The sequence below is a fragment of the Pseudoalteromonas luteoviolacea S2607 genome (genome assembly GCF_001625575.1).
Taxonomy (GTDB): domain Bacteria; phylum Pseudomonadota; class Gammaproteobacteria; order Enterobacterales; family Alteromonadaceae; genus Pseudoalteromonas; species Pseudoalteromonas luteoviolacea_E.
Genome location: NZ_AUXV01000005.1, coordinates 69,173 through 81,435, shown reverse-complemented (window position 1 = coordinate 81,435; position 12,263 = coordinate 69,173). Strand labels below are relative to the sequence as shown.

At 42.6% G+C, this 12,263-nt stretch carries 11 protein-coding genes; 7 read left to right on the top strand and 4 right to left on the bottom strand.

What is annotated here, in order from left to right; genetic code table 11:
• The first annotated feature begins 54 nt into the window (after window positions 1–54).
• The 7 genes from tatA to hemB are packed head-to-tail and all read left to right on the top strand — an operon-like array spanning window position 55 to window position 5,585.
• The gene (gene tatA / locus N480_RS05035) at window positions 55–303 is read left to right on the top strand and encodes a Sec-independent protein translocase subunit TatA (RefSeq protein WP_063371452.1); all 249 of its coding nucleotides are present in this window, start codon (window positions 55–57) and stop codon (window positions 301–303) included.
• A gap of 4 nt (window positions 304–307) precedes the next feature.
• Entirely contained in the window at window positions 308–622 is a 315-nt protein-coding gene (gene tatB, locus N480_RS05030) for a Sec-independent protein translocase protein TatB (protein WP_063371451.1), read from the top strand.
• A gap of 25 nt (window positions 623–647) precedes the next feature.
• Window positions 648–1,394, top strand: coding sequence for a twin-arginine translocase subunit TatC (tatC, locus tag N480_RS05025; RefSeq protein WP_063371450.1), 747 nt, complete (start codon window positions 648–650; stop codon window positions 1,392–1,394).
• Window positions 1,387–1,899: a hypothetical protein gene (locus N480_RS05020; protein WP_063371449.1), complete on the top strand. Its 513-nt coding sequence runs from the start codon at window positions 1,387–1,389 to the stop codon at window positions 1,897–1,899. Before tatC ends, N480_RS05020 begins: the two co-directional genes overlap by 8 nt.
• Window positions 1,900–1,910: 11 nt before the next feature.
• Window positions 1,911–2,696, top strand: coding sequence for a TatD family hydrolase (locus N480_RS05015; protein WP_063371448.1), 786 nt, complete (start codon window positions 1,911–1,913; stop codon window positions 2,694–2,696).
• Window positions 2,693–4,573: a diguanylate cyclase gene (locus tag N480_RS05010; protein WP_063371447.1), complete on the top strand. Its 1,881-nt coding sequence runs from the start codon at window positions 2,693–2,695 to the stop codon at window positions 4,571–4,573. Before N480_RS05015 ends, N480_RS05010 begins: the two co-directional genes overlap by 4 nt.
• A 1-nt stretch (window position 4,574) precedes the next feature.
• Entirely contained in the window at window positions 4,575–5,585 is a 1,011-nt protein-coding gene (hemB, locus tag N480_RS05005; RefSeq protein ID WP_063371446.1) for a porphobilinogen synthase, read from the top strand.
• Between the two features lie 336 nt (window positions 5,586–5,921).
• Here hemB and N480_RS05000 read toward each other — a convergent pair whose 3' ends face one another.
• The 4 genes from N480_RS05000 to N480_RS04985 form a co-directional block, all read right to left on the bottom strand.
• Window positions 5,922–6,347 (bottom strand): hypothetical protein, encoded by a 426-nt coding sequence (locus N480_RS05000; protein WP_063371445.1) that lies wholly within the window; start codon window positions 6,345–6,347, stop codon window positions 5,922–5,924.
• Between the two features lie 555 nt (window positions 6,348–6,902).
• Window positions 6,903–8,990 carry an elongation factor G gene (fusA, locus tag N480_RS04995; protein ID WP_063371444.1) on the bottom strand — a complete coding sequence of 696 codons (2,088 nt, stop codon included), beginning with the start codon at window positions 8,988–8,990 and terminating at the stop codon, window positions 6,903–6,905.
• A gap of 163 nt (window positions 8,991–9,153) precedes the next feature.
• Window positions 9,154–9,942, bottom strand: coding sequence for a TIGR00266 family protein (locus N480_RS04990; protein ID WP_063371443.1), 789 nt, complete (start codon window positions 9,940–9,942; stop codon window positions 9,154–9,156).
• A gap of 112 nt (window positions 9,943–10,054) precedes the next feature.
• Complete coding sequence (locus N480_RS04985; RefSeq protein ID WP_063371442.1) at window positions 10,055–11,356, bottom strand: GntP family permease; 1,302 nt, start codon at window positions 11,354–11,356, stop codon at window positions 10,055–10,057.
• Window positions 11,357–12,263 lie beyond the last annotated feature (907 nt).

Sequence of the window (12,263 nt, the reverse complement as noted above, 5' to 3'; positions counted from 1 at the left end):
GCTCGGCGTATAATCAAATTAAACCTAACACGTAACATCGAAAATGGAGTAACTATGGGATTCGGCGGTATTAGTATTTGGCAATTGTTAATTGTATTAGCAATCATCGTATTACTTTTTGGCACAAAGAAACTACGCGGCTTAGGTGGTGACTTAGGCAATGCTGTGAAAGGTTTTAAAAACGCGATGTCTGATGAAGAAGGTAGCAACAAAGAATCTGACAAACCGAAAGAAGCGCTTCAAAGCCAAGCCCAACAAAGTAGTAAAGCATCAAATACTGAAACAGATAAAGACAAGGTGTGATTAGATGGGCATGTGGGAGCTAGTTGTTGTCCTGATTGTCGGCCTAATCGTATTGGGACCGGAGAGATTGCCTGTTGCAATACGTACAGTAAGCGGCTGGATAAGAACGCTCAAGTCAATCGCGAACTCAGTCAAAGCAGAAGTGAACGAGGAACTCAGAGTTCATGAATTGCACTCAAATCTAAAAAAAGCTGAACAACAAGATATGAGCAATTTGTCCCCTGAGTTACAAGAGTCAGTTGATGAGCTTAAAAAAGCCGCGCAATCTGTTCGACACAGCTACCAAGATAACTCGGCTTCAACCCCAAAAAAAGACTAAACACTGAGAAGTAACAGGAATTTCCATGTCCGACACGGCAACTAGTGGCTTTATAGGCCATCTAATTGAACTTAGAGACCGACTCATTAGAGCATTGGCTAGTATCTTAGTTATATTTCTTGCTCTGGTATATTTTGCCAATGATATCTATGCTTTTGTGGCAAACCCACTGGTGCAGAGTTTACCGGAAAATAGCACCATGATCGCAACCGATGTTACGGCGCCGTTTTTTGCCCCCTTTAAGCTGACGCTGTTTATTTCTTTGTTCTTGGCGATTCCTTTCATCTTGCATCAAGTGTGGGGGTTTTTAGCTCCTGGTCTCTACAAACATGAGAAGCGTATGCTGATGCCCATCTTGCTATCGAGCATTGTGCTTTTCTATGCAGGCATCGCGTTTTGTTACTATGTAGTTATGCCTATCATCCTTGGCTTTTTAACTGCTGCGGGGCCGTCAATGATGACTTTGTCTCCGGACATTAGTAGTTACTTAGCATTTATCTTAAAATTATTCTTCGCTTTCGGTGTGGCCTTCGAAATACCGGTTGCCATCATGCTACTCTGTTGGAGTGGCGTTGCAACGACACAAGGTCTCAAAGAAAAGCGTCCATATATTGTCGTTGGGGCTTTTGTCGTGGCAATGTTCCTAACTCCCCCAGACGTATTATCTCAAACTCTGTTGGCTCTACCCATGCTGTTGTTGTTCGAAATAGGAATAATTTTAGCGGGCGTATATAGTAAGAAGTCACAACAACAGGAAATTAATAATGAATAAAGTTTTTGCCGTTCTTGCCCTTGGTTTATCTGTATCAGCCAGTGCTAAATCCGTAGATATTGCCACTTTAGAATCTTGTACAACAATTCAAAACGCGCTAAAGCGTCTGGTTTGTTTTGATGACGCTATGGCCGGTAATCACACAGCCCAAGCCGATACAGATGTTCTGCAAACAAACAGTACAACTACCACCGTGCAACAGGTTGCGCCAGTAGCTGCGGTACCCGCGCAAACGGCAGAGCAAAAGTTTGGACTAGAGAACAAAGTTAAAGAAAAGCTTGCGGACTTGGATGACCTCACTTTAGAAGTCGTCAAATTAAAAGTATCTTCACGTGGTGTACGCACATTTACGCTCGAAAATGATCACGTTTGGAAACAAATAGGCAGTGATTCATTCTATGCTAAAGTGGGTGATAAAATTACCATTAAGCGTGCATCTTTTAACTCATATTTGATGAATAAAGCGGGCTCGAATCGTTCTATCAGGGTGAAAAGATTACAGTAAGTGCACACAAAATGATTGACGCAGGGGTTAATTTAACCAGCTCTCAGTTTGATAAAGACAGAGGGCAAGTGCTCGATAGGGCAAGAGAAGCAGGCATTACCAATATGCTGCTTATCGGCTGTGATTTGCAATCCAGCATTGCGAGCCTTGCAATGGCAAAATCGTATGACTTTTGTAGCACAGCAGGCGTACACCCTCACGATGCCAAAGATGCCCCTGATGATTTGAGCACACAACTGCGTGAATTAGCTGAGGCTCGCGAGGTTGTCGCGATTGGAGAGTGTGGTTTAGATTTTAACCGGGACTTTTCACCCCGCCCAGTTCAGGAACGTGTATGCGCTGAGCAATTACATCTAGCACAGCAGCTATCAATGCCAGTGTATTTGCATGAAAGAGATGCGCATACGCGTCTGCAAGCGCTATTGTCAGAAGTACAGATAAATGGTGTCTTACACTGCTTTACTGGTGATAAACAAGCGCTTAAATTCTATCTGGATTACGGTTTAATGATTGGCGTCACCGGCTGGGTATGTGATGAGCGACGAGGTCAACAACTAAGGGAGCTCATTCAGTATATTCCTAATGATAGACTTTTAATTGAAACGGATGCGCCCTATTTGTTGCCACGCACACTAAGGCCTAAGCCTAAATCTCGACGCAATGAACCTGCGCATTTACATGCTATTGCAGAGCAGATTGCTGTGCTAAAAGGTACAGAGCAAAGTACCATAGCAAATTGTAGCTCGAATAACTTTATGGCTTTGTTTAACTTACCAGTCCAAGGCTCAAGTCTATGAGAGTTCTGCTGCTGTTACTGCTGCTAGTTGGCTTCAACGCTTGGTCTAATCTCACAGATCTGCCCAGCACCGCCCAAAGTGCTTATCCATTGGATACCCATTTTCGTCATGAGGCAACTATTCCATTTAGCTATACCGTTACACCACATAACGACATTGATGATTTACTTGCCAGCGATCCCCTTTGGCACCAGCACGCCGCAGGCGCTTTAAACCTTGGTGAAGTTGAGAATCAAGTTTGGCTAAAAGTCGTGTTGAGAAATGACAGCCTTACTGAAATCCCGCTACTTTTGAGTGTAAACAATAACTTATTAGATAGTATTACGGCATATATAATGCAGGCGGATCATGCCATCTTGACCGTGGATTTAGGCGACAGTAGACCGCTAATGCAGCGGCCAATTAAGCATGAAGCACAGTTAATACCTCTGGAGATCCCAGGGAAAAACCAAACTATTATCTATTTAAAGGTGCACCACCATGGTGCCTTAAACATCCCATTGAGCTTATGGCACCCAGTAGAATATTTAAAGTACAAAAGTAAATTTAATCTTATATACGGGATTTTGGCGGGATTTATTCTTGCAATGATAGCCACCAATTTCATGATGTACAGCTTTACGCGGCGCAAGTACTTTTTGCATGGTACGTTGTTGCTCACCAGTGTCTGGCTCCTATTGGTGCATTTATATGGGTTTGGATATCGATACCTTTACACCGATTGGCAATGGATGCAGCAATATGGCCAAAGTATTTTGGTGTTATTGTCTACACTCTTATTGATCCCGATTCAACGCAGTGACATTTTGCCTGTCACCCCGTCTTCAAACGTTGATAACAAGCTAAAATACTTATTACTGACTGGTGGCGTAATCACCCTAACATGTACACTGCTACCTATCTCTCTTGCCATGAAACTAGCCTACATATTCGCCATAGCTATGGTTGTCTACTTTTGTGTTATCACAGTATTCGCGAAAGCCGATAAACTGAGTCATAAGCTAGTTGTTGTCAGCGTTTACACCTTGCTTCTTATCTCTTTGAGCTATCAATTTGGTTTTGAATTAGGGTTACTTTCAGGTGCACTGCTAGAACGCCCAGTAACCTATTTATGTTCTCTTTTTCTGTGCATGTATGTGAGTTATATCTTGGCCAAGCAATATATTGCAGAGCGTGAAGCGCACATAAAACAGCAAGAACATAAGCTGGCAAAAACGCGTGCCGAAGATGCATTATTAAAAGAAAAGCTGATTATTCAAGAGCAAGCAAGAGAGGATCTTGAAAGCAGCATCGACGAGCGAACCTTTGAATTGCAAGTGACTTTGCGCGAATTAGAAGAGAAAAACCGCGAACTCGAAAAGCTCAATATGGAAGATCCACTTACCAAAGTAAAAAATCGACGCTATTTTGATAAACGCCTGATGATGGAAGTACGACGTTCTCGTCGAGAGCAGACCATGTTAAGTGTTATCATGCTTGATATCGACCACTTTAAGCGTGTTAATGACGTTTATGGTCATTTGGCAGGTGATCATACTATTTGTGCTTTTGCACAGAGTATTCAACAACATTTAAAACGACCGCATGATGAAGTGTTTCGTTATGGCGGAGAAGAGTTTGTGATTTTACTGCCCAATACAGATCAACAAGGTGCACAAGAAATCGCAGAGCAAGTCCGTCAAACTGCTGCGCAATGTGCTGTAAATATCGCAGATGCCACCATCCGTTTTACGACTAGCGCTGGCGTTTATAGCGCGATAGCAGCCGATACTCAAAATCCAACTATTTTTACCGATTTCGCTGATAAGGCCCTCTATGAAGCCAAACAAAAGGGGCGAAATTGCGTTTGTACATATCAACACAAGCAGGAGACTTAATGTGGCTCAATCAGGACTAGATCTTTTTCCTTACACGCGCATGCGCCGCATGCGTCGTGATGACTTCTCGCGACGATTAATGTGTGAAAACACGCTTACAGTTGCTGATCTAATTTATCCTGTCTTCGTTCTAGAAGGGAAAAACCGTCGTGAAGCGGTGCCATCTATGCCCGGAGTAGACCGTCTTTCTATTGACTTACTGATTGAAGAGGCCAAGCAGCTACAAGCGCTGGGCGTACCTGCAATCGCTATTTTCCCTGTGACACCTGCGGACAAAAAGTCGCTCATGGCTGAAGAAGCTTATAGCCCTGAAGGGCTTGCTCAGCGCACCGTGAGAGCACTTAAAGAAGCGTGCCCTGAGCTTGGGGTGATCACAGATGTCGCCTTGGACCCTTTCACAGTGCATGGTCAGGATGGCATTATCGATGATAATGGATACGTTATTAATGACGTGACCACTGAGGTTTTGATCAAACAAGCGCTATCTCATGCAGATGCCGGCGCAGATGTCGTTGCACCGTCAGATATGATGGATGGCAGGATCGGGGCGATTCGCGATGCATTAGAAGAGGCTGGACACATTCATACACGGATTATGGCGTACTCAGCGAAGTATGCGTCAAGCTATTACGGGCCTTTTAGAGACGCTGTTGGCTCGGCCGGTAATCTAAAAGGGGCTGATAAAAAAACATATCAAATGGATCCAGCCAATTCAGATGAAGCACTGCGCGAAGTAGCACTCGACTTGCAAGAAGGCGCTGATATGGTCATGGTAAAACCAGGTATGCCTTATCTAGACATCGTCCGTAGAGTTAAAGACGAGTTTGGTGTACCTACATTCGCTTACCAAGTCAGTGGCGAGTACGCCATGCACAAAGCAGCAATTGACAATGGTTGGTTAGCAGAAAAAGCGACCGTCATGGAATCGCTATTGGCCTTTAAACGTGCAGGAGCAGATGGCATATTAACGTATTTTGCCAAACAAGTTGCTGTCTGGTTGAATGAGAAATAGCTGATAGTCATTAATGGAGCAGCCACGCCACGCTACGCTGCTCTTTCCTGTTTCCTACTGCCATAAAGCTCCTTTGAGCTCACTCTCAGGTATATTATTTTTTATGTATAAGCACTCGGTTTCACATTGCTCCGTTGCTGTAACGTCCCTTTGACTTTCTCTATTATCACCACCCTCACTTTGTCTAAATAAATGTATAGACAACAACATGAAGCCAATACCCGTTATGAGCTTGCAGCTCTAACCATCGAAACACACAACCTTATTGGGTGCACGTAGAGCGCTATCAGAAGGCTTTTAAGCAGAGTAAGAAAAAAGCGCCTTAAAGGCGCTTTTTTAGACGTTCACTTGTGAAGGTAATTCACCCAATAATTCACAATCAAATAGTTTGGCAGCTTTTTGTAGTTCATCGACATCAACTGTCCAAAATAGAAACCAGACTTGTTTTTTCGATTTCAGCTCAACTGCAACTGTGTTAGACCCAAGTATCTTAACCACTTTTAGCGCGGCTATTTCATCACTGTGCAAGTAGTGTATTTTTGATAGGTACTTGTAACTAAAGCCCACTTTATCGATATGTACATATCTTTTTTTCAATTGGATCGGCAGCAGTGAGGCCACTATAAAAAGTGTACTTGCGCCAAGGATTAAAAAGGCGACGTGTGAAATCCCAAAACTTGAAAACAGTATATAAAGTAAAGCTGTTAGTAGTATTTGAACAGAATATACATGCCAATTTATTTGCAAATTGATTGTTTTCATGAGTACCTCCAAATTTTACTCAATTCATCAATGTAATACTAAGAGTTGAGTATGATAAATTCGCGCTGTCCCTAAATCAAGCATGAAAGTCTATTTTTATTCAATAATACTTCAAATATAAAGATTCCATTTATTTTTATGAATTCCTGCATAAAGTTGGAAACAAAATTAAAAGTTCTTTTAAATTAAACAATTAAGTAAAGAATTGTAAAAACAAAAATTAACTTTTTATCAAAAACACTTTTTTTAAGCCCTTTGATAATTTCAATTATTAAAACAAAGTTAATTAATTCATGAAGTTATAAAATGTATAAAATATTAAGTTATAATTTGCTTAGTTCAAAAACATAAAACCACAAACACCAGCCTTTAATACTAATATTCATTATATAAAACAAACTTTTTAACTATATAAATTACAAAGAGAGATTATAAGTTAGAATTTAGTGAGGTAATTAGTGCGTACAAATTAATCATCAGAATATGCAATAATCATTTTTAAGACAAAAAAACCGCCTTTCGGCGGTTTTTTAAAAAGTCAGCTTAAGTAACAAATTACTTAGCAGCTTTCTTTTCTTTCTCAGCTGCGATTACCGCGTCAGCAACGTTTTGCGGACATGGTGCATAGTGAGCGAATTCCATTGAGAACTGACCACGACCAGACGTGATAGTACGTAGGTGACCAATGTATCCGAACATTTCAGATAGAGGTACTTCACCCTTGATACGAACGCCCATTGCGCCAGCTTCTTGGTCTTTGATCATACCACGACGACGGTTAAGGTCACCGATTACGTCACCTACGTTGTCATCTGGCGTGAATACGTCAACTTTCATGATAGGCTCAAGAAGTTGTGCACCCGCTTTAGGGATAGACTGACGGAAAGCGCCTTTTGCAGCGATTTCGAATGCGATTGCTGATGAGTCAACTGCGTGGAAACCACCGTCGAATAGCTCAACTTCAACGTCTAGTACAGGGAAGCCAGCTAGAACACCTTCTTCCATCATTGACGCAAAGCCTTTCTCAACTGCAGGCCAGAATTCTTTAGGTACGTTACCACCAACAACTGAAGATGAGAACGTGAAACCAGAACCAACTTCACCAGGCTTGATACGGTAGTCGATCTTACCGAACTGACCAGAACCACCAGACTGCTTCTTGTGCGTGTAGCTGTCTTCAACTTCTTGCGTGATAGTTTCACGGTAAGCAACCTGAGGCTGACCAACAACTAGCTCAACGCCGTAAGTACGCTTAAGGATGTCTACCTTGATGTCTAGGTGAAGCTCACCCATACCTTTAAGGATAGTTTCACCTGAATCTTCGTCAGTCTCAACCTGGAATGACGGATCTTCTGCAACCATCTTACCGATAGCGATACCCATCTTCTCGTTACCACCTTTATCTTTAGGTGCAACAGCGATAGAGATTACCGGATCAGGGAAGATCATCGCTTCTAGAGTACATTCGTGCTTAGGATCACATAGAGTGTGACCAGTTTGAACGTTCTTCATACCTACAACTGCGATGATGTCACCAGCTTGTGCTTCAGTAAGTTCGTTACGCTCGTCTGCTTGCATCTCAACCATACGGCCGATACGCTCAGTTTTACCAGTTGCAGAGTTAAGGATTGTGTCACCCTTCTTCATGCGACCAGCGTAGATACGGATGAACGTAAGTGCACCGAAACGGTCGTCCATGATTTTGAACGCAAGCGCTTTAAGTGGCTCATCAGCGTCAACTGTCGCAACGTCACCAGTAGGCTCACCAGTTTCAGGATCAGTTAGAGGCTGAGGATCAACTTCTGTTGGAGACGGTAGGTAATCAACAACTGCGTCTAGTACTAGCTGCATACCTTTGTTCTTGAATGCAGAACCACAGAAAGTTGGGAAGAAAGCAAGGTCACGTGTACCTTTACGGATACAAGCTTTGATTTGCTCTAGTGAAGGAGTTTCACCTTCCATGTATGCTTCCATTAGGTCGTCGTCTTGCTCAACAGCAGACTCAACTAGCATCTCATGGTACTCTTCAACTTTCTCAACCATGTCAGCTGGAACGTCAGTGATTTCGTAGTTTTCTGGAAGGCCAGTCTCGTCCCAGATGTATGCTTTCTTTTCTAGTACGTCAACAACACCTGTGAACTGATCTTCGATACCGATAGGAAGAGTCATAACTAGTGGGTTAGCGCCAAGTACTTTTTCTACTTGACCTACTACGCGGTAGAAGTCTGCACCCATACGGTCTAGTTTGTTTACGAAGATACAACGTGCAACTTCTGATTCGTTCGCATAACGCCAGTTAGTTTCTGACTGTGGCTCAACACCACCAGAACCACAGAATACACCGATACCGCCGTCTAGTACTTTAAGTGAACGGTAAACTTCAACTGTGAAGTCAACGTGTCCAGGAGTATCGATAACGTTTAAACGGTGGCCTTTCCACTCACAAGTAACAGCTGCTGACTGGATAGTAATACCACGCTCTGCTTCCTGTTCCATGAAGTCAGTAGTTGACTCACCGTCGTGTACCTCACCAGTTTTGTGAATTTTACCAGTAAGCTTTAGAATACGCTCAGTGGTGGTAGTTTTACCCGCATCAACGTGCGCGAAAATACCAATGTTTCTGTATTTCGATAAATCTGCCATTGTTTTACTCTATTTAAAGTAGAAAAATTATTCGGCGGGAGTATATCACCTCTTTGGGCGAACATCATCCTTGAAGTCGATTAAAATGCAGGCAATTTGCAATTAAAACGCATTCATTGCCGTATTGCATTGTTGAACTGAGCAAAATAAGCCATATAAAGGCCTAATCGCCGTCAATGATGTCACCGACTTGACCAAGTACCGAGCCTTCGCCTTGTCGGCTGCCGCCTTGCTTAGGCGCACATTCAAGCACTCTATCCGCTAGTCTAGAGAAAGGTAAGCTCTGGATCCAAACGGTGCCGTGGCCACGTAAAGTTGCCAAAAATAACCCTTCACCACCAAAGAACATACTCTTAAGGCCTTTAACACGCTCGATATCAAATTCAATGCCTTCGCTGAAACCAACAACACAACCGGTGTCGACTTTGAGCGTCTCGCCATTAAGCTGTTTTTCTACAATCGTCCCGCCAGCGTGCGCAAATGCCATACCATCACCTTGAAGATGCTCTAAGATAAACCCTTCTCCACCAAAGAACCCCGCCCCCAGTTTGCGCTGAAATGCAATATCGACTTTTGTACCAAGTGCCGCGCACAAGAATGAATCTTTTTGTAGATACACAGATTCACCTAGCGTAGACATATCAAGCGCTAAAATTGAGCCAGGAAAAGGTGCGGCAAAAGCCACTCGCTTCTTACCACTTCCCTGATTGGTAAAGTGCGTCATAAACAGTGACTCACCACTGATCAAACGTTTGCCTGCACTAAATAGCTTGCTCATAAATCCTTGGTCAACGTCTGCACCATCGCCCATTTTAGCTTCGAAACTAATACCGTCTTGCATGTAATTCATAGCACCCGCTTCTGCTATCACGGTTTCATTTGGGTCCAGTTCAACTTCTACCATTTGCATAGATTCGCCAATGATTTCGTAATCAATTTCATGGCAACGCATAACACTCTCCTTTTTATTTATTTGCTTTGTAACCGATCTTTCTGCTTTCAAAGATAGTTCAGTTCACAGAACTTTATATGACATCAAATCGGCACTTAAGTTTGAAAACTGGTTATAACCAGATAAATAACCCGAGGATAACCGCCACACCTAACAGTGGTACACACACAGTTAAAACAGCCAATGGCCAATATGCATCTTGATGTTTTTCTCCGCATATTGCTCTCACCGTCGTTACCACGTAGCCATTGTGCGGTAATGTATCAAGTGCCCCAGAGCTGATAGCGACTACCCGATGTAATTGATTGGCATCCACGCCAAGGTCTAAATAATGTGGCGCAACGAGAGGTAAAGCAATTGCTTGGCCTCCCGATGCTGACCCTGTTAAAGCCGCAATCACACTCACAGCAATCGCCGCGCCTAATAGTTCATTACCTGGGATCGAAGTCATTAAGGCGACGGCTTCTTGAAAAGCGGGAGTGCCTTTGGCAACGGCACCAAATCCCACTACCGCAGCCGTATTGCCAATGGCAACCAAAGCCCCAGTAGTACCTAAATTAATCGCTTGCGATAAATTCTTAAAATGTCTGAAGTTGACCACAAAGATAGCAAGCACACCACCTAACAGCGCGACAATCAGGGCGCTTTGCTGTAATTGCTCGTGTAAGAAAAACGATAACAAGAGCACGACAACAAGGGGGATCAATCCTGTTACGGGGTGAGGCAAACGGCGCTTATCTTCGATTGGATCTCCGTCTCTCGCCATAAAGTGCTCACCGTTACGCACCGCTTTTTGAATCATTTTTACCAGTAAAAAGTACCCAAGGATTGCCATAAATAAAGCCACAATTAAACTCTCTTGCCACGCTGCGTAAGGCGATGTGCCCAAGTATTTAATTGGTATCCAGTTTTGGATCTCTGGTGACCCCGCAGATGTCATCGTAAATGTCACTGATCCAAATGCCAGTACCGCAGGAATAAAACGTCGAGGTAAATTCGCGTCTTTAAATAAACTTAACGCCATTGGGTAAACAGAAAATGCCACAATAAAGACGCTGACTCCGCCATAAGTCAGCAAAGCACACGCCAACACAATCGCAAAAACAGCATGCTTCATACCTATTTTGTCGGTGATATAACGTGCAATCGCATCTGCAGCGCCGGTATCTTCCATAAACTTGCCAAACAAGGAGCCCAACAAAAACATAAAAAACCACGCTTGAATAAAACCACTAAAGCCTGACATATACAAAGAGACAAAGTCTTGCCCAGATACGTCATTGAATAGTGTAAATCCACTGCTCAAAGCAACTATAAGCGCACACAATGGCGCAGAGATAAACAAACTCATACCGCGTAAAGTGAGCCAAATAAGCCCGGCCAGTGCGACGACTAACCCCAATGTACTGAGCATTAAACCACCTCTTTTGTTATTTTTATGTAACTGTTATACGCCGAATTAAATGCGAAATAAAGTTTACGGCTATTGGATGACAAACAAAGATGCGGGTGAGTTACGAATTTATTTTGGGCTTTGTCACCGACAACAATAAACTGCGTAGCATTAAAAATTAAATGAGAATTATTTTCAAAAACATATTGACACCAAAGCAAATGTTATTGATAATCAATCTCAACAAAGTAAGTGACGGTTTATTTTGTTGAAGTACTCTAATTTTGTTTCTCGACCCTGAAACACGTTGAGCGAACGTTACACGCTAGGTTAAAGCAGGTTATTTTACGCCCCTAAAATAACATGTAATTACCGACTATTTTACTTGCTACATTGCTCATATCAGTGACGGTAGATATGAACACTAAAAGCCCGCTTGACCCGCGGGCTTTTCTATTTTAAAACCTCGTTAATCCACACAGCCATCACGACTCTCATACGCATTTTAACTGACGACGTTTATGCTCCTGTAGATGATCTTACTTACGCTGCCAGCCTTATTTAATTAAACTAATTACAAATGAGAATTATTTTCAAAAAAATATTGACATAGATCAAAATACAATTGATAATCAATCTCAACAAAGTGAGTTTGACGGCTTGTTTTGTTAAGTACGCTAAATTGTTTCAAGACCCTGAAACACGTGGTGCACACGTAAAATGCAAGGTTGCAGGTGCTTTGCTCTAACGCCCCTTAAAGTAAGGCATACTCAACCCACTTACTATTTTACTTGCTACATTGCTCATATCGGTGACGGTAGATATGATCATGAAAAGCCCGCTTATGCGGGCTTTTTTATTACCGGTGCTTAAACTAAGTGGTAAAGCGCGAGTAATTTTAATCCATGTTCTGCCCTCATCGACATAA

What these genes read in the sequence shown, in the direction of transcription:
- N480_RS04985 (WP_063371442.1), bottom strand. Translation starts at nt 11,356, where the DNA reads ATGCTCAGTACATTGGGGTTAGTCGTCGCACTGGCCGGGCTTATTTGG.
- N480_RS04990 (WP_063371443.1), bottom strand. Translation starts at nt 9,942, where the DNA reads ATGCGTTGCCATGAAATTGATTACGAAATCATTGGCGAATCTATGCAA.
- tatB (WP_063371451.1), top strand. Translation starts at nt 308, where the DNA reads ATGGGCATGTGGGAGCTAGTTGTTGTCCTGATTGTCGGCCTAATCGTA.
- N480_RS05015 (WP_063371448.1), top strand. Translation starts at nt 1,911, where the DNA reads ATGATTGACGCAGGGGTTAATTTAACCAGCTCTCAGTTTGATAAAGAC.
- fusA (WP_063371444.1), bottom strand. Translation starts at nt 8,990, where the DNA reads ATGGCAGATTTATCGAAATACAGAAACATTGGTATTTTCGCGCACGTT.
- tatC (WP_063371450.1), top strand. Translation starts at nt 648, where the DNA reads ATGTCCGACACGGCAACTAGTGGCTTTATAGGCCATCTAATTGAACTT.
- N480_RS05010 (WP_063371447.1), top strand. Translation starts at nt 2,693, where the DNA reads ATGAGAGTTCTGCTGCTGTTACTGCTGCTAGTTGGCTTCAACGCTTGG.
- tatA (WP_063371452.1), top strand. Translation starts at nt 55, where the DNA reads ATGGGATTCGGCGGTATTAGTATTTGGCAATTGTTAATTGTATTAGCA.
- N480_RS05000 (WP_063371445.1), bottom strand. Translation starts at nt 6,347, where the DNA reads ATGAAAACAATCAATTTGCAAATAAATTGGCATGTATATTCTGTTCAA.
- N480_RS05020 (WP_063371449.1), top strand. Translation starts at nt 1,387, where the DNA reads ATGAATAAAGTTTTTGCCGTTCTTGCCCTTGGTTTATCTGTATCAGCC.